This window comes from Aurantimicrobium sp. INA4, assembly GCF_027924525.1.
Taxonomy (GTDB): Bacteria; Actinomycetota; Actinomycetes; order Actinomycetales; family Microbacteriaceae; genus Aurantimicrobium.
Map to the genome: position 1 here is coordinate 588,625 of NZ_AP027040.1, position 20,783 is coordinate 609,407.

The following is a 20,783-nucleotide window of genomic DNA, read 5'->3' on the forward strand; positions in this document are numbered from 1 at the left end:
CCGGACCGCGTCCCCCTAAAATCGAGGAATGCGCATACATATCGCCACAGACCACGCTGGCCTGGAATTTAGCCAGTTCTTGCAAAATCACCTCACTGAGGCAGGCCACGAGGTTATCGATCACGGCCCCACCGAATATGACGCATTAGATGACTATCCCGCTTTCTGCATTAACGCAGCTGCGGCTGTTGCTGCGGATCAGGCCGCGGGTGTTGAGGCACTCGGTGTTGTCTTTGGTGGTTCTGGAAATGGTGAACAGATTGCCGCAAACAAGGTCAAAGGTATTCGCGCCGCCCTGGTGTGGAGTTTGGCTACCTCAAAGCTCGCTCGTGAACACAACAATGCGAATGTGATCTCCATTGGTGCACGTCAGCACAGCTTGGAAGAAGCAGTGAGCTTTATTGACACCTTTATTGCGGAACCTTTCCCCGGTGATGAACGTCACGTTCGTCGTATTGCCCAACTGGCTGAATACGAACAGACCGGCGACATTCTGGGCAAAGGCGTAGACAAGTACTAGCGACGAATTAGTGCGCCATGCCTGAGGGACATTCTGTTCACCGTATTGCCCGGCAGTTTGAGCGAAACTTTGTCGGGCAGCGCGTTGCTGTTACCTCCCCTCAGGGACGATTTGCTGACGGTGCGGCATTACTGAACAACCTCGAGTTGGAAGAAGCCTGGGCGGTCGGCAAACAGCTCTTCATGCGTTTTTCAGATGATCACTGGTTGCGTGTTCACCTGGGGATTTATGGCGCATGGGATTTTTCTGGCACCATCCACGCTGATGCCACGATCGCCTCTGCAAATGGCCGGATGGGGCAAACCAATCAGCGCGGCACTGTTTTTGATACTGCAGGAGAAAACTCTCTCAGTTCTATCGGTGCACCCCGCAAAACGCGCATGCGCATGGCCGAGGAACAGCACGAACGCGAACTCGAGCAGACAACCCAGTTTCCACCCGAGCCCATCGGAGCTGTCCGCGTTCGACTGCTGACCGAGACGGTCTGTGCAGATCTTCGCGGACCAACCGCGTGTGAAGTATTGACCTCGGAACAAGTTGATTCCGTTCTAGATCGGTTAGGCCCTGATCCGCAGCGTGACTCCAGCGATGAGGCAGGCCAGAAGTTTGTCGACGCTGTTGTGAAAAAGAACACACCTATAGGGTTGCTCCTCATGGATCAATCTGTGGTTGCCGGAATTGGCAATGTGTACCGGGCAGAAATGCTATTTCGGGCACACATAGACCCCTATCGCCCCGGTAAGAACGTCACCTCTGATGAAGTCTGGGGATTGTGGCGAGACTGGGTGTACCTTCTCGAAATTGGTGTTCAGACCGGACAAATGATGACCATCGACGGTCTTGAAGGTGAAGCGTGGCGTAAAGCAATGGCTAACCGAGCCGATCGGCACTGGGTTTACAAACGTGAAGGTTTGCCCTGTCTGAAATGCGGAACGCATATTCGCCTCGATGAGATGGCTAATCGCAAGCTCTATTGGTGTCCTTCGTGCCAAACTTGAGCCATGCAGCTCACTCTCACTAACGCACGTATCCCCGGTGAACGCGGCCTGATGGGCAGCCTCATCAATGTGGTCATCACTGATGGGGTGATTAGCGACATTGAATTTGTGGGCGCCACCGGTGCGATAGATCTGACACAGGTTCTCGACGGCGAGAGTATCGATGTTGGTGGGCGCTACGTCATCCCGGGAATGTGGGACACACACACCCACTTCACCTCGTGGTCTTTGATGTTGCAGCGACTGAATTTAGAAGGTGTTGAATCTGCCCGTGAGGTAGGCGAACAAGTGAAGAAACGTCACCAAACCCACCCTGGAACCATGGTGGGTTTCGGCTGGCGTGGCAGCCTGTGGGAAGAAGCGCCACACTTCAGCATCCTGGATGAAGCTTGTGCTGATGAAGAGGTGTATCTCTTCAGTGGCGATGGTCACAGTGTGTGGCTCAACTCGAAAGCTCTCGAGGTTCGTGGCCATGCGGGGCACCCCACAGGGCTTCTCGTTGAAGACGATTGTTTTGCTATCTGGGGTTCACTCTCTGATCAAACTCCTGAACAGCTCGATAAGGCAGTCCTTGATGCCTCACGTGCAGCTGCTGCACGAGGAGTTGTCGGCATTGTTGATTTCGAAATGGGATGGATTCTGCCGGACTGGCGCCGTCGTATCAGCAACGGAAATGATCTCCTGCAGGTTGAATTCAGTGTGTACACCGAGTACTTGGACCGTGCCATTGAGACTGGTTTGCGCACTGGCGATGTCATCGCCTCCACAGATGGCCTGCTTCGTATGGGAAATTACAAAGTCATCTCTGATGGTTCACTCAACACCCGCACAGCCTTCTGTCATGACCCCTATCCAGGTCTAACGGGAAAGAATGCCCGCGGCATTCTCAATGTTCCTTATGACGAACTGGTTTCCTTGATGACCAAGGCAAGTTCTGCCGGCATCAACCCATCCATTCACGCCATTGGTGATGACGCCAACACCTTTGCCCTCAATGCTTTCGAAGAAGTGGGCTGTGAAGGAACCATTGAACACGCCCAGCTGTTGGCATGGGAAGACATTGAGCGATTTGCTCAGCTAGGTGTGATCGCATCAGTCCAACCCGAACATGCCATGGATGACCGAGATGTTGCTGACGTGCTGTGGGAGGGGCGCACCGACCGCTGTTTCCCCTTTGCCTCCATGCTCAAAGCAGGTGTGAAGCTCTCCATGGGTTCTGATGCTCCCGTTGCGCCTTTAGATCCGTGGCTCGCTATTGCTTCTGCTGTAGAGCGCACACGCGATACCCGTGAGCCTTGGCATCCCGAGCAACGCATCGAGCCTCAGGCGGCACTTGATGCCTCGGCTCGCACGCGTATTGCTGTGGGGCAGCCTGCGGACTTGTGCTTGGTTGATATCGATCCGCTGTATGCGTCAGTTGACCAATTGCGCACAATGCCTGTCGCACTCACCCTCAATGGTGGGCGAATTACTCATAACACGCTCTAGATATGGAAGCACGAACAAGCGTCGCAAGGCGGCAGAAGGGCTATGGGTGGTTTCTCTACCCCGGCCTTGGCGTGCTCGTGGTGTTCTTTTTCGGCATGTTTTTGTGGAACGTCGGGATCAGCTTTCTCAAGTGGCCAGGATATGGGCCCGCAAAATGGGTGGGCTTAGATAACTTCCGCAACATTCTGGATAATCAAGACTTCTGGGAATCATGGATTCATGGTGCGTTTTATGTGATTCCGTATGCACTTATTCCCACAATTCTTGGGTTAGTACTTGCGGTGGCAACCTATGACGCTTTCGTCGGCAAATTCGGTTCCAAGCTTGTTTCCGTTGCCCGAACTGGTTTCTTTCTGCCACAGATTGTTCCTATTGCAGTATCGGGAATGATCTGGATGTGGATGCTAGATGGTTCTGGGGGAGCGCTTAATTCGTTCCTTGAGCAACTCGGCATGGGGACGGTGACAAAAGAATGGCTTCGTGAACCAGATACTGCCCTGTTGGCGGTTGCATTCTTCATGCTGTGGCTACAAACCGGGTTCGCTTACGTTGTGTTCCTAGCCGGGCTTTCTCGACTGGACCCCTCCGTGTTAGAAGCATCCCAACTTGATGGAGCTAACTGGTGGCAGCGGCTGCGCTGGGTCACTGGCCCTTCTCTGCGCCCAGAAAGTTTTGTCATTCTGTTGTTTTTGATTGTGGGCGCATTGAAGGTCTTTGCCCCTGTCTTTTATCTCACGGGTGGCGGTCCCAACGGGGCGACGATGTCTCCCGCAACGTTCGCCATTGATAGTTTCTTTGGCGGCGCCTCGGTGGGTATTGGTTCTGCTTTGGTCACCACTCTGGCGCTCATTATTGGTGGACTCCTCGGCGTCACATTCTTGATTGTTCGACTGCGTGCTCCGGCGGTGAACCGCGATGCGTAGAGCACTTTCTCGCCTGCCCAGATCTTTGGTTATTGCATTGGTCATTGCTGTGGCAGTGCTCTGGCTCTTGCCGGTGATTATGGTCGTGCTGGCTTCGGTGAAATCCAATCAAGACTTTGCCTCTAGTGGGTTCCTGGATCTGCCCAAAGAAATTGCCTGGAACAACTTCGAGATGTTCTTTGGTGGCATCAATATTGGTCAGAAGATTCTCAACTCGTTCACCATCAGTATTGGTGCGGTTCTGATCAGTTTGTTCTTAGCGTTCCCTGTTGCCTATGCCGTGAGCGTGGGCAAACACCGCTTACGTCCCGTCGTGATCACGTTGAGCGTGCTGATCTTCTTGCTCCCTGTTGAATCAGTGGCATTCCCCATCTACTTGCTCTCGAAGATGACCGGGCAATACGGCAGCATCGGATTCTTGATCATGCCGCTGGGCATTATCGGCAGCGCCTTTGCCATCTTCCTGCTGGCGAATGTGATGAATCACATTCCTGCCTCGCTGGCAGAAGCTGCCGAGATAGATGGAGCCAACAAGTGGCAGGTGATGTGGAAGGTTGTTCTTCCGCTGATGACGCCGACAGTGTTGACTGTTGCGTTGTTGTTGTTTGTCAACAACTGGAACGAGTATTTGCTCACCTTGTTGCTCCTGCCTGACACAGCAAGCCAAACGGTGCCCTTGGCCATTTCTATGGTCAACTATGGCCAATTTGGTGGTGCGCCTGGAGAGCTTGTTGCTGCTGCAAGTGTCTTAGCAGCATTACCGTCCCTGCTTGTTTTCCTGTTCTTTCAGCGCACACTCGTGCGAGGAATTACTGCAGGAACGCAGTAGTTAGAGAATAATTCAAGGGGGGATTATGAAAAAGAACGAAGATCTTGATGATGATCTGAACATTGAAGATGCCATGGATGATGACGGCGCTTCGTCTAGCCCTGGAATCATTGGCACCATCGTTGCGGGCATTGTGAACTTCTTCGGTTACTTCTTCCGCTAACGCGCATAAACCGTTGCCAGTTCGTCCCACCTGGTGGTGGCACGAAGAGAGAGCATTTCTCGCTTCATTTCCCACTCGCGTGCACTCTTGAAACCTGCCGCACCCAACCCGATGCTGAATGCACCGTGCTTTTCCATCACTTTGTCTAAGGTTTCCCCTAATCGCCTGCGTTCATGAACAGGGGTGAACAGATCTAAGTATTGGTGGGACTCCTTAGGGCTGACATCATGCAGCAGGATTCCCGCGCGGACGTATTTGCGGCCTTCTTCAATCCGGTTTAGCAGCACTGAACTGGAGGCTTTGAGAATTTCCACCGGATCGTTGGTGGGGATAGAAAAGACAGCGTTGACATAGGGGGAGTGGAATGGTTCATTGGCAAAGCGTGAGGTGCCAGCAAAACAGGTCAATGCCCCTGCCACAGAGCCTTGTTTGCGCAGACGTTTACTGACCCGCTGGGCATAGACAGCCAAGACTTCTTCCATCTGTTTGCGGGTGGTCACCGGGGTGGCGAAACTACGTGAATACATCACCTGGTTCTTGACTAGGCGTTCACCCTCGAGTTTGATGCAGTCAATTCCACGCAGTTCGTAAACAGAGCGTTGCACCACCACGCCAAACTTTTTCTTGATGCGAACCGGGTCCGCATCTCTCAGGTCTTTGATGGTGTGAATTCCTTGTGCCGCCAGCCGTTTACTCAAACGCCTGGCAATGCCCCACAGATTGTCTACGGGCAGCGCGGCCATGATGAAATCCAATTTTTCTGCAGAGAACATATCTAGATTGCAGACCCCGTTCATTCCCGCAGATTTCTTGGCGCCGGCATTAGCCAGCTTTGCTTGCGTCTTCGAGCGGCCAATGCCGACGCAGACGGGCAACCCTAACCGGGTCTGGATAGCTTCTTTGATGCGGTGACCTGTTGCAAGTAGCTCTTCTGGTGTTCCGGTGAGCTCCAAGAACGCCTCATCGATGCTGTACACCTCCACGGCGGCGGAGAACTCCTGCAAAATACTCATCACCCGGGCAGAAAGATCACCATAAAGCTCATAGTTGGATGAGCGCGCTACTAAGCCCACACTCGGCGCCCACGCAGAAATCTTGAACCAGGGAACACCCATCGCAACACCTAAAGCTTTCGCTTCACTACTGCGGGCAACAACACAACCGTCATTGTTTGAGAGCACTACAACGGGCTTACCCATCAGTTTCGGATCAAAGACGCGCTCGCAGGAGGCGAAGAAACTATTGACGTCCACGAGTGCGATGCGGCGCTGTGACGAATCAGACATGATGCAAACACCTGGTCACAACACCCCAGATAATCAGTTCACTCAAGGACGCCACGGAAATATCTGGATACTTGGGATTCTCTGCTTTGAGCAGCACATTCTCAGAACGAATGTGCAGGCGCTTGAGGGTCAGCTCACCATCGAGCACTGCCACCACGACGTCACCGTCGCGAGGTGTCAGGGCTCGATCTACGATGACCTCATCGCCGTCACTAATGCCTGCATTTTTCATGCTGTCACCAGAGACGCGAACAATAAACGTGGAGTTCACGTCTTTGATCAGGTGAGTGTTCAGATCTACGCGACCGTCAAAATAATCTTGGGCAGGGGAGGGCCACCCCGCTGAAACGGCGGTTGATGCGGCCAAAATAGCCGGAATGGATTCCCCGCGCAGTGGTCTGACCGCTGCAGATGGTGCAGTTTGTGCCATGGTGAGCCCCTCTGTTTATTCGAATATATCTTCGAATAGTTGAGCATATCCCACGGACACTGGGTGTTGTCTAGTCCTGAAGTGAGGTAGGAGCAAAACAAGAAATCCCCCGGAATTCCGGGGGATTTTCTCTATGTGGAGGGGATGACGGGAATCGAACCCGCGTAATCAGTTTGGAAGACTGAGGCTCTACCATTGAGCTACATCCCCAGAAGGGTTGGCACCAGTTTAGCGTGGGCCAGCCATCTCATCTTATACGTTAGAGTAGTACTCGGTCATTTCGCCTCGGCGAATGCCGGACTTGCTTGAAGTTACCTTCTGTGTAACGTGAGGGCAGGACCGGGGCGTAGCTCAGCTTGGCTAGAGCGCCCGCTTTGGGAGCGGGAGGTCGCAGGTTCGAATCCTGTCGCCCCGACCACATCCAGATCCACACCATCACAAGCAGGAGTACCCCTTCGTGAAGACTACGGTCGAAAAAGTAAGCAACACCCGTGCCAAGCTCACCATCACGGTGACCCCAGAAGAGCTCAAGCCAGCTATCAAGCACGCGTATGAGCACATCTCTGAGTCGCTCAACGTTCCTGGTTTCCGCAAGGGCAAGGCACCGGCAGCTTTGATCGACCAGCGCGTAGGTCGTATGGCTGTGCTCGAGCACGCCGTCAATGAAGGCCTCGAAGGCTACTACCGCAAGGCCGTCGTTGACGAGAAGGTGCGCCCCATGGGGCGCCCCGAAGCAGACATTGTTACCTGGCCAGCTGAGAAGGACTTCTCTGGCGACCTGGTTGTCACCATTGAGGTTGACGTTCGTCCCGAGATCAAGCTTCCTAAGCTTGACGGTCTCTCCGTAGAGGTTGAGGCAGCAGCAGTATCCAAGGAAGACGTTCAGAAGGAACTTGACGACCTGCGTAGCCGTTTCGGCACCCTCGTCACCGTTGACCGTCCAGCTAAGAAGGGTGACTTCGCTCAGCTCGACCTGGTTGCCACCATTGGTGGTCAGGAAGTAGACACCGCACAGTCCATCTCCTACGAGGTTGGTTCTGGCGAGCTCATCGAAGGTATCGACGAGGCTATTGAATCTCTCACCGCTGGTGAGTCCACCACCTTCGAATCCAAACTGCTCGGCGGGGACCACGAGGGTGAGAAGGCACAGATTGCTGTGACTGTTACCGCTGTTAAGGAGCGCGAGCTTCCTAAGGCAGATGACGACTTTGCTCAGATTGCGTCTGAATTCGACACCATTGCTGAACTGACCGAGAGCCTCAAGGCTCAGGCAGAGCAGCGCAAGGTTGCCGTTCAGGCTCGCGAAGCTCGCGAGAAGCTTGTTGACAAGCTCGTCTCCGAAGCGAAGATTGAAGTTCCTCAGGCACTGATTGATGACGAAGTACACCGTCACCTCGAGGGTGAGGGTCGTCTTGAAGATGACAAGCACCGTGCTGAAGTTATCGAAGAGACTCAGAAGCTTTTCGCAACCCAGATTCTTCTGGACACCATTGCCGAAGCTGAAGATGTTCAGGTGAGCCAGGATGAGCTCACGCAGTACATCATTCAGGGTGCCATGCAGTACCAGATGGATCCTTCAGAGTTTGCCAAGATCCTCACCGACAACAACCAGATTCCTTCCATGGTTGCTGAGGTTGCCCGTAATAAGGCAGTCAGCATTATCTTGGGCAAGGCCAAGGTTGTTGACACCAAGGGTAAAGCCGTCGATATGAGTGCATTTGCTCTCGTTGAAGACAAGAAGGCTGACAAGCCCGCAAAGACAGAGAAGACTGACGCAGCTGAGAAGCCTGCGAAGAAGCCTGCTGCGAAGAAGCCCGCAGCGAAGAAGGACTAGTTCTTCGAACGAATTAATCACCCCCGCAGGAAACTGCGGGGGTTTTCGTTTTCGCTAAGCGCCGAAGCTCGCCATGAGGTGCTGAACAAAGCTCACTAACAGGCTCGTTCCCAAGGCGAACATCACAAGAGCAATAATGGCATCGAGTACGCGCCATGAGGTGGGCTTCTTGAATACCGGATCAAGCACGCGTGCGCCAAAGCCCAGAGTGCTAAACCAGATAATGCTGCCAAGCATTGCTCCTGTGGCAAACCACCACCGGTTTTCTTCGTAGGTGCCGGCAACAGAGCCTATGAGAAGAACTGTGTCGAGATACACGTGGGGGTTCAGGTAGGTCAGTGCGAGTGCTGTTCCCACAGCAACTTTGAGGCTGACTCTTTTTCCACCGGTGTCTGTGTTGAGAACTTCGGGCTTCCAGGCGCGCTTGGCCGCCATCACGCCATAAGTACACAAGAAAACACCACCGACAAGCTCAATGAGTAGGAGCAGCCATTCCAGCTGTTGAATAATGGCGCCCAGCCCGGCAACACCTACGGCGATGAGGAGTGCGTCTGAGAGTGCGCATATGGCGACAATGGCAAAAACGTGTTCTTTGCGTAAACCCTGACGCAGAACATACGCGTTTTGTGCACCAATAGCCACGATGAGGGAGAGTCCAAACCCGAGGCCGGCTAATGCGGCAGCAAGAGTGGGAGTCATTATTTCAGTGTACTTCTCAGCACACCTCAAACATTCTCTAAGTCTTTTCTCAGGCAGAACAGATTGACTATGACCAATCCCACCGAACTCTTGGAGTGTGCAATGAAGTGTCCAACTGACGGAGCAACACTGGTTATGTCCGATCGCTCAGGAGTTGAGATCGACTACTGCCCTGAATGCAGAGGTGTTTGGCTCGACCGTGGTGAGCTAGACAAGATTCTTGAACGCTCAGTTTCGGCTCCTGCCCCCGCTGCAGCTGCTGCACCACCTCAATACAACGCTCCACCTCAGTACAATTCGTATCCGCAAAATGGCTACAAGAAAAAGCCGCACAACTGGCTGACAGAAATTTTTGATTAGACCCCACTCCTCATTGGGTAGTCGGGCCTCCTTCGTCTCGGGAGGCCCGACATTTTTTAATTCGTGCGCCTGGGGCGAACGGCACTCCGCCTGAGGCGAACACTGCCGTGTTGAGAGTGTTTGCTCCAGTAGATTGAAAAACATCGCAAGCGAAATCTCTTGCGGTTGTTGAAATGGAGTTGACATGGCCGACTTGGTAATGCCGAACAACGTCTTTGAGCGTCTGTTAAAGGACCGCATCATTTGGTTGGGTTCGGATGTGCGTGACGATAACGCGAATGAGATTTGCGCCAAGATGCTTCTGCTGGCCGCTGAGGATGCAGAGAAAGACATCTACCTTTACATCAACTCTCCCGGTGGTTCGATCACTGCAGGTATGGCAATCTACGACACCATGCAGTTTGTTCCCAATGACATCGTGACCGTGGGTATTGGTATGGCTGCCTCGATGGGACAGCTGCTACTGACCTCGGGCACCAAGGGCAAGCGTTACATCACTCCTAACGCTCGTGTTCTACTGCACCAGCCACACGGTGGCTTCGGTGGTACTGCTTCTGACATCCAGACCCAAGCACAGCTGATCAACTCCATGAAGCAGAGCTTGGCCGAGATCACCGCAGCTCAGACGGGTAAGACTGTTGAGCAGATCAACGCAGATGGTGACCGTGACCGTTGGTTCACCGCTCAGGAAGCTCTCGAGTATGGCTTTGTTGACCATGTTCGTGCCTCAGCAAGCGATGTCACCGGTGGTGGCGGAACCAAGACTGCGTAAGCGCCAGAGACAGATTCGAGGACTACACATGACTATCCCAAACTTTGGCGGAACCGCATTCAATGGAAAGGAAGCTCCTTCCAGCCGCTATGTTCTTCCTACCTTTGAAGAGCGCACCGCATACGGCTACAAGCGTCAAGACCCCTACGCGAAACTTTTTGAAGACCGCATTATCTTCCTGGGTGTCCAGGTTGACGATGCTTCGGCAGATGACGTGATGGCTCAACTTCTGGTACTTGAAAGTCAGGACCCAGACCGTGACATCGTGATGTACATCAACTCTCCCGGTGGATCTTTCACCGCGATGACGGCAATCTACGACACCATGCAGTACATCCGCCCCCAGGTCCAGACAGTGTGCCTCGGCCAAGCAGCATCAGCTGCGGCTGTGCTGTTGGCAGCAGGTGCTCCCGGTAAGCGTCTTGCTCTGCCTAACGCACGTGTTCTCATTCACCAGCCTGCAACCGGTGATGCAGGTCGTGGTCAGGCATCAGATATCGAAATCCAGGCCAAGGAAATCATGCGTATGCGTGAATGGCTGGAAGAGACTCTGTCCAAGCACTCGAACCGTTCTGTTGAACAAGTCAACAAGGACATCGACCGCGACAAGATCCTCTCGGCTGCAGAAGCACTCGAGTATGGACTGATTGACCAGGTTCTTACCTCGCGTAAGAACGCTGCTATCGGCGCCTAAGTTCAGTACATTTCACGAAAACCCCGGCTTCGGTCGGGGGTTTTCGCTTTTTCGGCACGCCGACGCCACGCATTCGCAGGTGAACAGCAACGTCTGTGGTTCGGGTTAGGCTCGAATGTCTCGTATTTCCAGATGAGAAGGAGTTGACCATGGCACGTATCGGCGAAAGCGCTGACCTGCTCAAGTGTTCCTTCTGTGGAAAAAGCCAGAAGCAGGTAGCCCAGCTCATTGCGGGCCCTGGCGTTTACATCTGCGATGAGTGCGTTGAACTGTGCAACGAGATTATTGAAGAACGTCTGGCAGAAGCCAACGAAGAGGGCGTTATTGCAGACTTCGATCTGCCCAAGCCTCGTGAAATTTTTGCATTCCTTGAGGAATACGTCATTGGTCAAGAACCAGCCAAGAAAGCCCTCTCCGTTGCGGTTTACAACCACTACAAGCGCGTGCGCGCTGGTGAGGGTGTTAAGACAGCAGAAGAAAAAGCAAACGAAGTTGAGATTGCCAAGAGCAACATCCTCCTGATCGGTCCCACCGGATGTGGAAAGACCTATCTTGCACAAACTCTTGCTCGCCGTCTGAATGTTCCGTTCGCTGTTGCTGACGCAACATCGCTGACGGAAGCCGGCTATGTCGGTGAAGACGTCGAGAACATTTTGCTCAAGCTCCTGCAGGCTGCCGACTTTGATGTGAAGCGTGCAGAGCAGGGCATCATTTACATCGATGAAATCGACAAGATCTCACGCAAGGCAGAGAACCCCTCGATTACACGTGACGTATCTGGTGAAGGTGTTCAGCAGGCCCTGCTGAAGATTTTGGAAGGCACTGTTGCCTCCGTTCCGCCACAGGGTGGTCGTAAGCACCCCAACCAGGAATTCATTCAACTCGACACCACCAACGTGCTCTTCATCGTTGCCGGTGCATTCGCGGGGCTGGAAGACATCATTCAGTCTCGTGCAGGAAAGACCGGTATCGGTTTTGGTGCTCCACTGCAGAGCAAGGATGAAGCACGTGACTTCTTTGCAGAGGTACTGCCGGAAGACCTCCACAAGTTCGGTCTAATCCCTGAATTCATTGGCCGTCTTCCCGTTATTGCGACAGTGTCGCCACTAGATCGCAGTGCCCTCATCGACATTCTGACGGAACCCAAGAACGCTCTGGTCAAGCAATACCAGCGCATGTTTGCTCTGGATGATGTTGAGTTGGAATTTGAACCTGCAGCACTGGATGCCATCGCTGACTTGGCCGTCCTGCGCCAGACCGGTGCACGTGGTTTGCGGGCCATCTTGGAGAACGTCCTCGGGCCCATCATGTTCGAAGTTCCATCAACAGACCAGATTCATAAGGTCATCATCACGGCAGAGTGCGTCACCGAAAATGCTGCCCCGACCGTTGTTCCCCGCTTGAGCTCAGCTGTGATTGAGCCAGAAGAACGCACAGCCTGATAACATTCTTCTAACCTAATTTATTTAGGTGTAAGCGACTGCCGAGCCCGGCCCACGCTTCGCGGACAACTAGGTGTTGTCTATTTCGCGAAAGTGTCCCGAGGGAAATATGAGCAACGCATCACCGTCTAGTTCTCTTGAACTGAGTATTGGCGTGCCCTTTTCCTTTGAGGTTTACCCACCACGCAACCCTGAACTCCGAGATGCACTGCACGCAACCATCTTGGAACTTGCTGCATCCGGTCCAGATTTCATCTCCGTTACATATGGAGCAGGTGGTTCCTCTCGTGATGCCACCTTGGAGTGCGTGAAATTCATTCTGGAAAACACTGATGTTGAGCCGATGGCGCATCTCACCTGTGTTGCTGAGTCCTATCAGGGCGCAAATGAGCTCGTGCGGACATTTCTTGACTCTGGTGTCCGTTCTTTCCTCGCCTTGCGTGGAGACCCACCACAGGGAACGCAGGAAGGCGAGGACTTCCTCGGAGACTTAGGTAGCGCAGCGGAACTTACCCAGCTCATTCACCGTGTTCAAGCAGAACGTGAACCATTCGTGTTCGTGGAAGAACCCAGATGGCATGCCGGTGCAACACGTCTGAGCCAAAAGCGTGAGTTTGTTCGTATTGGTGTTGCTGCATTCCCAAATGGGCATCCTCAGTCACGCTCGAAGACCCAAGACATTGATGTTTTGCTGGCCAAAGAAGCTGCGGGAGCAAACCTGGCAATCACCCAGTTGTTCTTCCACGCAGATGACTACCTTTCCTTCGCCCAGAAGGCGAAGGAGGCAGGTCTGAGAATGCCCATCATTCCGGGCATCATGCCGGTGATTAGCCCCGGACGTTTGCGTCGCATGATCGAGATCTCTGGGGAAGATATGCCCAGTGATTTGGAGATTGCTCTTGAAATTGAGCCCACAGTTGAAGGTCAGCGTGAGATTGGTGTTGAGCACGCAGTTAACTTAGCTCGTGAGCTCATGGCTGGGGGAGCGCCCGGTATTCACTTGTATGCCTTCAACCAAAGCGGACCGGTATTAGATGTTCTGCGTAGGCTTGAAGCCTAAAGTTTGAGATAAATAAAAGGCCCGCACGCTGTATTCAGCATGCGGGCCTTTAGTTTGTGGAGGTTTAGACCGAACGAAGAACCGTGACGACCTTGCCCATGATGGTGGCGTGGTCTCCCAGGATTGGTTCGTAGTTGCTGTTGCGAGGAAGCAACCAGGTGTGGCCATCACGTTGCCGGAAAACTTTGACCGTTGCTTCATCATCAAGAAGAGCAGCAACAATGTCACCGTTTTCTGCTGTCTGTTGACGACGCACGACGACGAAGTCACCATCGCAGATTGCTGCGTCAATCATCGACTCACCTTTGACCTTGAGCATGAAGAGTTCACCGTCGCCAACAAGCTGCCGAGGCAGCGCCATCGTGTCTTCAGTGTTCTGCTCAGCAGTGATGGGACCACCTGCGGCAATTTGGCCTACAAGTGGAACCTGAACCGCTTCACCTAGGGGGATGATGTTGTCTGCCACGGGAGCGACTTGACGAGGAGTTGATCCCTGGCCGAGAACCTCAAGGGCGCGAGGAAGTTTGGGGTCACGGCGAATGTAACCACCGAGTTCTAGCTGTTGGAGCTGATAGGTCACACTCGCCAATGAGGACAGACCAACTGCATCCCCGATTTCTTGCATGGAAGGGGGGTAGCTGTTTTGGTCAATGTACGCGGTGATGACGTCGAGGATAAGTTGCTGCTTTGCGCTCAGCCCTTTGCGACGTTTGCTTGTGCCAGCTGCTGTCTCAGTCATGGCTTTTTCCGATCTGTCTGGGAGTGTTCCAATCCACAAACCGGAATGTCCGTGGCTGGTGATGAACTATCTCCATTACCGAAAGAGTATTCGAAATATGCGAAGAAAACAAACACATATTCGAAAATTCCGCAAGTAATGTCCAAAAAACCTTCAATATCTACTTGACATTGAGGAAATACGAATATATCTTCGAAATATATCTTCGAATCGGGTTCTCCCGGCCGAGAGCCCGATTCGAGATAAAACAGGAAAAGGAGAATCTCATGAGCGCAGTACTCGCATTCACCGCACCAATTCACCGCCCCGTCGAACCTGACTACATTGACGAGCCATGCAGCGAAGCTGGCAGTGTCCGTGGCTCCGGTCACACTAACAATGTGACTTACGTAAACTTTCTTCCTGCAGCTACCCCCACTACTCGTCTTCGCATCACTAAGCGTGGTCGTCGGGTTCTCACAGCACTCGTCGCGCTTCCTCTTGTGATCGGCGCCCTTGTCGCTGCACTCAACAGCGGTGGTGCTGTGGCGACTGCTGAAGGAGCATCACAAGATTTCACATACGTGACCTTGTCCTCTGGTGAGACCCTGTGGCACCTGGCTGCTGAAATCGCACCCAACGCTGACCCACGTGACGTTGTGGCAGAGATTGTCTCGCTGAACAACCTAGAAGGTCCAGTTCAGGCAGGACAAAAGATCGCTCTACCCGCAGGTTACTAAGTCACATATTCCTGCATTCTTCTTTTCGAACGCCGGCTCCTAGAAGGGGGTCGGCGTTCTTCCTTTCTTTCACGGCTTAAACTGAAGAGGTGACTTCTCTTGACGACCTCCCCATTCGCGACGACCTTCGGGGCCTCAAGCCTTATGGCGCTCCTCAAGAGCACGTGCGCGTGGAGCTCAACGTCAACGAAAACACACACCCAGTACCACCGCAGGTTGTTGAAGACATCATGGGGCGAATTCATATAGCTCTGGGGCGAATCAACCGATACCCAGATCGTGAATTCACCGAACTGCGCAAGGCACTAGCCACCTATTTGGGTCACGGGCTGACAGCTGAGAACATCTGGGCGGCAAACGGATCGAATGAGGTCATTCAGCAGCTACTCCAGGCATTTGGCGGCCCTGGCCGTTCGTTGCTGGCATTTCCTCCTACCTACTCCATGCACTCCATCATTGCCTCTGGGACAGGCACGCAGTGGATTCCTGCTCAGCGTGATGCTGACTTTGAGATTTCCCCTTCAACGGCGGTTGCAGCCATCAAGGAACACAAGCCTGACATCGTGTTCTTCTGCACCCCCAACAACCCCACAGGAACCCCAGTCTCGCTAGAAACTATTGCTGCGGCCTATGACGCGACCGATGGCATTGTTTTCGTTGATGAGGCTTATGCCGAGTTTGCGCCTGAAGGTGAGCCCAGTGCGTTGACATTGTTGTCTGGTCGTCCACGCCTGGTCATCTCTCGCACCATGAGTAAAGCTTTTGCCTTTGCTGGTGCTCGCTTGGGGTATCTAGCTGCTGATCCTGCAGTGACCGATGCTCTTCGCTTGGTTCGTTTGCCCTACCACCTCTCTGCACTGACGCAGGCAGCTGCGGAAGGCGCACTGGCGCACACTCCAGCAATGCTGGCGATGGTCGATGACATTCGTTCTCAACGAGACCGCCTCGTCACTGATCTCACTGCCCTCGGATACACGCCATATCCCTCAAGTGCGAACTTCGTTCTCTTTGGTGGGGTTCGTGATCCTCAGGATGTGTTTGAGAAACTCCTAGCTCAAGGAATCATCATCCGTGACATCGGTATGCCCCATCACTTACGTGTAACGGCTGGTACGGAAGCAGAAACCACCGAATTCTTGGACGCACTAGCAGCCATTGATGGCTCGATTAATGGCGCTCTTTAAGCTCCACTAAACTGGAGCTATGACACAGGCACCACGCATTGCGAGCATTTCTCGCACCACGAGCGAGTCAAGCATTGAACTCACCATCAATCTTGATGGAACTGGTGTGAGCAACATCGAGACCACTGTTCCATTCTTCGATCACATGCTCACCGCGTTTGCTAAGCACTCTCTCTCGGATCTCACCGTCAAGGCTTCGGGAGACACTCACATTGATGTTCACCACACCGTTGAAGACATCGGTATTTCTCTGGGTCTGGCGATTCGTGAAGCGCTGGGGGATAAAGCCGGTATTTCTCGCTTTGGTGACGCACTCGTTTCTCTGGATGAAGCCCTCGTTCAGGCGGTTGTGGACATCTCTGGACGCCCATTCCTGGTGCACTCTGGTGAGCCTGCAGGTTTTGAATTCCACCTCATTGGTGGTCACTTCACCGGATCCATGGTTCGTCACGTCTTTGAAGCAATAACTTTCAACGCTGGACTAACCACCCACATCACCGTATTGAACGGTCGTGACCCTCACCACATTGCTGAGGCAGAGTTTAAGGCGTTTGCTCGAGCATTCCGCCAGGCCAAAGCGCTTGACCCACTCGTGCAGGGAATACCCAGCACGAAGGGTGCTCTGTGACCCCAAAATCCGTCGTTGTTTTCGACTACGGCACGGGTAACATTCACTCCGCAATCAAAGCGGTAGAGCTTGCAGGCGCAAAGGTCGAACTCACGCGGGACAAAACAAAGTGCGCTGAAGCTGATGGCCTGCTTGTTCCTGGTGTGGGCGCCTTTGCGGCAGTGATGGAAGCACTCAACGCAGTTGACGGCGGTGAAATCATTGAACGTCGTCTTGCCGGTGGCCGTCCAGTGATGGGGATCTGTGTAGGCATGCAGATTATGTTTGCCAATGGTCTTGAAGGTGGCGTAGATACGCCTGGCCTCGGTGAATGGGATGAGACAGTCCACAAGCTTGATGCGCCGATTCTTCCCCACATGGGGTGGAACACGGTTGAGGTGGGCGAAAACTCGAAACTCTTTAAGGGCATTGAGAACGAGCGCTTCTACTTTGTGCACTCCTACGGTGTCACGGAATGGAACCTGGACGTCATTCCGCCTTTCCCAAAACCATCGGTCACCTGGGCTGAGCATGGCCAACGCTTTATTGCTGCGGTTGAAAATGGTCCACTCGTTGCAACCCAATTCCATCCAGAAAAGTCCGGCGAAGCAGGTATTCAGCTCTTGCGCAACTGGCTCGAAACTCTCTAACACTGACATAAGGAACATCTCATGACCGCGCCAATTCTTGAACTTCTGCCTGCTGTTGATGTTGCCGAAGGCAAAGCTGTCAGACTCACTCAGGGTGCACTGGGAACCGAAACTGACTTTGGTGACCCCGTTGATGCTGCCTCCGATTGGGCTCAGCAGGGAGCTGAATGGATTCACCTCGTTGATCTCGACGCAGCGTTTGGACGCGGTGAAAACCGTGCCTTGCTCCGTCGCGTGATCGTCGAAGTCCCCGGAGTGAAGATTGAACTCTCTGGTGGCATTCGCGATGATGCATCTTTGGAATCTGCTCTTGAAAGTGGAGCGACCCGTGTCAACCTCGGAACTGCAGCACTGGAAAACCCAGATTGGGCCGCTTCAGCAATTGCGCGCTATGGTGACCAGATCGCAGTGGGTTTGGATGTTCGCGGTGAGACGCTAGCAGCCCGTGGCTGGACTCAAGAAGGTGGAAACCTCTGGGATGTTCTTGCCCGCTTAGAAGACGCCGGATGTGCTCGCTACGTTGTTACCGATGTCACACGCGATGGCATGCTCAACGGCCCCAACCTCGAGTTGCTCACTGCCATCACGCAGAAAACGGGTAAGCCCGTTGTGGCCTCTGGTGGAATTGCCAGCCTTGATGATCTTGTTGCTCTGCGTTCACTGGTTCCACTGGGCGTTGAAGGTGCGATTGTAGGTAAAGCGCTTTATGCTCACAAGTTCACTCTCAAACAGGCCATTTCGGTCGCGTACAATTAGGACACTCCATGGCACACTCACACGACGGTCACATGTTTGGATCCTCTGACCACGCGGATTCTGCGGGACAGCCATGGGAAGGGCGCGAGTTCGAAGAGAATCCCTTCGCCGCAGATGATGGAACAACCCCAGAGCATCTCAAACTTGCTCTGGATGCTTTCCACTCGTTGCCTTTAGATTCAGACGAACGAGCAGGGCGTCATATGAACGTTGTGGATGCTCTTCGCATCTCTCGTTTCCTTGTTCCACTTCTTGCTGAAGCAGGAGACGTGGGCGTCAACGCTGCGGGCCTTGTTGTTGATAAAACTCAAGAGTTAGCCATCGTGACAGTTGCGGGACCCAGCGGACAAAAAGTGTTGCCAGTCTTTACCTCTGTTGTAGCAATGCAAACCTGGAATAAGGCTGCTCGCCCAGTACCTGTTGAAGCCAGGCGTGCTGCTCTAGCTGCAGTTTCGGATGGAGCTCAATGGATGGTTGTCGATCCACAGAGTTCAACGGAAATCGTTCTGCGCCGTCCGGTCGTTGAAGCCATTGCGCAGGGTAATCCCTGGATTCCTAACCACATAGATCCCATGCTTCAAAGTGTTTTCGACAAGTCCATATCTGACGAGCCCTTTGTGAAGGCAATTCGATTAGCATCAGGTGATCCCGATGCTCGAGGCCGAGATGAAGAACTCGTGGTTCAGATTGTTCTGCCCCCGAGTCTGGAACAAAACGAGGTGGAGCGAGTAATTCGCTCGTTGTCTAACAAGTGGGCGCAAGAGGAAATATTCTCAGAGCGTGTTGACTCAATGAGATTGCAACTCATTCCTGCTGTCTAATTCCAATTCTGGAAACCCAGCCCTATACGGGCTGGGTTTCTCTAGTGAGTGTGGTGATGGAAACGTGGCGCTTCCGCGAGATAGAAACAGCCGTTACCGCAATTGCTCCGAGTGTCCACAACACCATTGCAGTGATGGCACCTGCGAATCCAGACACCTGCCCATCACTGATGATGGCCTGCAACGCAGTTACCGCTCCTGTAGCTGGTGTATAGCCCAGGATGCTATCGAGTATCTGTGGCACCGTTGAGATTACGCCGGTGACGAGGATAAGAATTCCAACCGCAAGTGAGACCAGGCGGCCAAAACCGCCCAATACGGCAACTAGAGCTTGGTTGGTTGCTGTGAATGCCAGGCTGATGAGCGCTGATACCAGTGTGATCGAGACCCATTCCGCAACGTCGTAGCCTTGCGCGAAAGCAATCACGGTTGCTACCGCAACCGCTTGCGAAATCGCTGCCACGGCAGGGATTCCGTAGGCACGGGTTGCCAGTGAGAGTGAGGATCGGGTTGATTCAAGAACACGCAGCGGAATAGCCCTAAGCACAATGAAGATGGCAAGTGCGCCCAGCCACAGTGATAACACCACATACAGGGGAGTGCTGTTAGCGCCGAAGGTGAGCCCGCCACCGTTCTTGATTTCTACCGGGGCAGTAACAAGATCAGCCAGAGTGCTGACTTGATCCTCGGTGTAGGTGGGGATATTGGCTACAGCTTCGTCGAGCCCGTCTCCAAGCTTCTGAGAACCATCGCCCAGCGCACTCGCACCAGAAGCGATGCCGCTCACTCCGGTAGCGATACCTGAGCTACCTGCAGCAAGGTCGCGAATTCCTGTTGAAAGCGCAGGCATACCACCAGCTAGTGCCGAGGTTCCCGTTGCGAGGCCCGAAGTTCCTTGAGCAACGCCCGCAGCTAGAGGAACTAGCTGTTGTGACAGAGTTCCACTAATCGTGTCTAGTCCGCCACAATATTGCTGATTGTTACTGGTAACAGCAAGACAGGTGTTCCCTGAAAGTGTAGCCAGACCCCCGGCGGTTTGACCTAGTGCTCCAGACAACTGCTGCGCATAGCCATCTGTTGTTGCTGCTCCGTTGGCAAGCTGTTGCGTTTGTGAAGGAAGCTGAGAGGTCTGAGCGTTCAGTGCCCACATTCCTGATGAGAAAGTGGAGGCTCCGGTTGCTAACTGATTTGCACCATCTGCGAGGGCATAAATTCCCTTGGTCAGTTCATCTGAACCATTTGCTGCTTCAGATAAGCCAGTGCTCAAGTCACTAAAACCAAGTAATACACGCTCCAAATAGAGTGAGGTGAGTTGCTGGTTCATGAGGTTCACAGCCGTTGAGGTAATTGCTGTAGTGATTGCGTCATCTACGAGTCGGCTCTTGTTGCTGGTTGTCACCTCAATCAGTGCCTGAGAGGCATCTGTAGCATTGCCCATCGCCGAGGTGGCAACCTTGGAGAAGTTCTCGGGGATGGTTACCGCAGCAACATAGGTTCCGTTCTCAAGGCCTTTCTTAGCGCCTGATTCATTGGTGATGACCCAGTCATAGTTGGTGTCGGAGCCATCTCCTTCAACCAAGCCCGCAGTCAAGAGGCGTCCCAATGGTGTGATCTGGCCGTTGACGGTGACGGGCTCATCGTTGTTGACGATGGCTGCTTTGACGCGGTCGAGTCGTTCTGTGGGGTTCCACAGTCCCCACATCAACCCACCTACAACAATCAAGGGAACAAAGATCAACCCGATGACGACGAGAAGTTTGGGCTTGCTTTCGGTTTGACCGCTGAGTCTGGTGAATAACGAAGCCATGA

General features: G+C 53.4%; 23 protein-coding genes and 2 tRNA genes. 19 read left to right on the forward strand and 6 right to left on the reverse strand.

Annotated elements, in window-relative coordinates:
- Positions 1–28 precede the first annotated feature (28 nt).
- The 6 genes from AINA4_RS02975 (at position 29) to AINA4_RS03000 (ending at position 4,921) form a co-directional block, all read left to right on the forward strand.
- Complete coding sequence (locus AINA4_RS02975) at positions 29–520, forward strand: ribose-5-phosphate isomerase (RefSeq protein WP_281787456.1); 492 nt, start codon at positions 29–31, stop codon at positions 518–520.
- Positions 521–537: 17 nt separating this feature from the next.
- Entirely contained in the window at positions 538–1,518 is a 981-nt protein-coding gene (locus tag AINA4_RS02980; RefSeq protein ID WP_281787457.1) for a DNA-formamidopyrimidine glycosylase family protein, read from the forward strand.
- 3 nt (positions 1,519–1,521) lie between these two features.
- On the forward strand, positions 1,522–3,006 hold the full coding sequence (locus AINA4_RS02985) for an amidohydrolase (RefSeq protein ID WP_281787458.1): 1,485 nt from the start codon (positions 1,522–1,524) through the stop codon (positions 3,004–3,006).
- Between the two features lie 95 nt (positions 3,007–3,101).
- Positions 3,102–3,929, forward strand: coding sequence for a sugar ABC transporter permease (locus tag AINA4_RS02990; RefSeq protein WP_281787459.1), 828 nt, complete (start codon positions 3,102–3,104; stop codon positions 3,927–3,929).
- Positions 3,922–4,758, forward strand: coding sequence for a carbohydrate ABC transporter permease (locus AINA4_RS02995; RefSeq protein ID WP_281787460.1), 837 nt, complete (start codon positions 3,922–3,924; stop codon positions 4,756–4,758). The genes AINA4_RS02990 and AINA4_RS02995 overlap by 8 nt, the downstream gene beginning before the upstream one ends.
- A 25-nt stretch (positions 4,759–4,783) precedes the next feature.
- The gene (locus tag AINA4_RS03000) at positions 4,784–4,921 is read left to right on the forward strand and encodes a hypothetical protein (RefSeq protein ID WP_281787461.1); all 138 of its coding nucleotides are present in this window, start codon (positions 4,784–4,786) and stop codon (positions 4,919–4,921) included.
- Here the strand turns inward: AINA4_RS03000 and AINA4_RS03005 are convergent.
- From AINA4_RS03005 to AINA4_RS03015, 3 genes are all read right to left on the reverse strand, one after another.
- Positions 4,918–6,207 carry a Y-family DNA polymerase gene (locus tag AINA4_RS03005; RefSeq protein ID WP_281787462.1) on the reverse strand — a complete coding sequence of 430 codons (1,290 nt, stop codon included), beginning with the start codon at positions 6,205–6,207 and terminating at the stop codon, positions 4,918–4,920. The genes AINA4_RS03000 and AINA4_RS03005 overlap by 4 nt on opposite strands.
- On the reverse strand, positions 6,200–6,637 hold the full coding sequence (umuD, locus tag AINA4_RS03010; protein ID WP_281787463.1) for a translesion error-prone DNA polymerase V autoproteolytic subunit: 438 nt from the start codon (positions 6,635–6,637) through the stop codon (positions 6,200–6,202). Before umuD ends, AINA4_RS03005 begins: the two co-directional genes overlap by 8 nt.
- 136 nt (positions 6,638–6,773) lie before the next feature.
- A tRNA-Gly gene (locus tag AINA4_RS03015) sits at positions 6,774–6,847 on the reverse strand.
- A 130-nt stretch (positions 6,848–6,977) separates the two neighbouring features.
- On the opposite strand from AINA4_RS03015, the gene AINA4_RS03020 reads away from it, so the two are divergent.
- Positions 6,978–7,055, forward strand: a tRNA-Pro gene (locus AINA4_RS03020).
- A 39-nt stretch (positions 7,056–7,094) separates the two neighbouring features.
- Positions 7,095–8,471, forward strand: a complete 1,377-nt coding sequence (gene tig / locus AINA4_RS03025; RefSeq protein ID WP_281787464.1) for a trigger factor — start codon at positions 7,095–7,097, stop codon at positions 8,469–8,471.
- 54 nt (positions 8,472–8,525) lie between these two features.
- Here tig and AINA4_RS03030 read toward each other — a convergent pair whose 3' ends face one another.
- Positions 8,526–9,170, reverse strand: coding sequence for a LysE/ArgO family amino acid transporter (locus AINA4_RS03030; protein ID WP_281787465.1), 645 nt, complete (start codon positions 9,168–9,170; stop codon positions 8,526–8,528).
- 69 nt (positions 9,171–9,239) lie between these two features.
- Here AINA4_RS03030 and AINA4_RS03035 point away from each other — a divergent pair, with 69 nt between their 5' ends.
- The 5 genes from AINA4_RS03035 (at position 9,240) to AINA4_RS03055 (ending at position 13,498) form a co-directional block, all read left to right on the forward strand.
- Positions 9,240–9,530 (forward strand): zf-TFIIB domain-containing protein, encoded by a 291-nt coding sequence (locus AINA4_RS03035; RefSeq protein WP_281787466.1) that lies wholly within the window; start codon positions 9,240–9,242, stop codon positions 9,528–9,530.
- A 184-nt stretch (positions 9,531–9,714) separates the two neighbouring features.
- Entirely contained in the window at positions 9,715–10,302 is a 588-nt protein-coding gene (locus AINA4_RS03040; protein ID WP_172418250.1) for an ATP-dependent Clp protease proteolytic subunit, read from the forward strand.
- A gap of 28 nt (positions 10,303–10,330) precedes the next feature.
- Entirely contained in the window at positions 10,331–10,996 is a 666-nt protein-coding gene (locus AINA4_RS03045; RefSeq protein WP_281787467.1) for an ATP-dependent Clp protease proteolytic subunit, read from the forward strand.
- Between the two features lie 149 nt (positions 10,997–11,145).
- Positions 11,146–12,438: an ATP-dependent Clp protease ATP-binding subunit ClpX gene (gene clpX / locus AINA4_RS03050; RefSeq protein WP_281787468.1), complete on the forward strand. Its 1,293-nt coding sequence runs from the start codon at positions 11,146–11,148 to the stop codon at positions 12,436–12,438.
- 109 nt (positions 12,439–12,547) lie between these two features.
- A complete protein-coding gene (locus AINA4_RS03055) occupies positions 12,548–13,498 on the forward strand; it encodes a methylenetetrahydrofolate reductase (protein ID WP_281787469.1) in 951 nt (316 codons plus the stop codon).
- Between the two features lie 64 nt (positions 13,499–13,562).
- Here the strand turns inward: AINA4_RS03055 and lexA are convergent, their stop codons facing one another.
- Positions 13,563–14,237: a transcriptional repressor LexA gene (lexA, locus tag AINA4_RS03060; RefSeq protein WP_281640827.1), complete on the reverse strand. Its 675-nt coding sequence runs from the start codon at positions 14,235–14,237 to the stop codon at positions 13,563–13,565.
- A gap of 266 nt (positions 14,238–14,503) precedes the next feature.
- On the opposite strand from lexA, the gene AINA4_RS03065 reads away from it, so the two are divergent.
- The 6 genes from AINA4_RS03065 to AINA4_RS03090 all read left to right on the forward strand — a co-directional run bounded on the left by AINA4_RS03065 (position 14,504) and on the right by AINA4_RS03090 (position 18,974).
- Positions 14,504–14,956: a hypothetical protein gene (locus AINA4_RS03065; protein WP_345737949.1), complete on the forward strand. Its 453-nt coding sequence runs from the start codon at positions 14,504–14,506 to the stop codon at positions 14,954–14,956.
- Between the two features lie 89 nt (positions 14,957–15,045).
- Complete coding sequence (locus AINA4_RS03070) at positions 15,046–16,140, forward strand: histidinol-phosphate transaminase (RefSeq protein ID WP_281787470.1); 1,095 nt, start codon at positions 15,046–15,048, stop codon at positions 16,138–16,140.
- 19 nt (positions 16,141–16,159) lie between these two features.
- The gene (gene hisB, locus AINA4_RS03075) at positions 16,160–16,768 is read left to right on the forward strand and encodes an imidazoleglycerol-phosphate dehydratase HisB (protein ID WP_281787471.1); all 609 of its coding nucleotides are present in this window, start codon (positions 16,160–16,162) and stop codon (positions 16,766–16,768) included.
- Complete coding sequence (gene hisH, locus AINA4_RS03080; protein WP_281787472.1) at positions 16,765–17,397, forward strand: imidazole glycerol phosphate synthase subunit HisH; 633 nt, start codon at positions 16,765–16,767, stop codon at positions 17,395–17,397. The genes hisB and hisH overlap by 4 nt, the downstream gene beginning before the upstream one ends.
- 21 nt (positions 17,398–17,418) lie before the next feature.
- A complete protein-coding gene (gene priA / locus AINA4_RS03085) occupies positions 17,419–18,153 on the forward strand; it encodes a bifunctional 1-(5-phosphoribosyl)-5-((5-phosphoribosylamino)methylideneamino)imidazole-4-carboxamide isomerase/phosphoribosylanthranilate isomerase PriA (protein WP_281787473.1) in 735 nt (244 codons plus the stop codon).
- An 8-nt stretch (positions 18,154–18,161) separates the two neighbouring features.
- Positions 18,162–18,974, forward strand: a complete 813-nt coding sequence (locus AINA4_RS03090; protein ID WP_281787474.1) for an SseB family protein — start codon at positions 18,162–18,164, stop codon at positions 18,972–18,974.
- Between the two features lie 22 nt (positions 18,975–18,996).
- Here AINA4_RS03090 and AINA4_RS03095 read toward each other — a convergent pair whose 3' ends face one another.
- Positions 18,997–20,781 (reverse strand): YhgE/Pip family protein, encoded by a 1,785-nt coding sequence (locus tag AINA4_RS03095; RefSeq protein ID WP_281787475.1) that lies wholly within the window; start codon positions 20,779–20,781, stop codon positions 18,997–18,999.
- Positions 20,782–20,783: the final 2 nt, after the last annotated feature.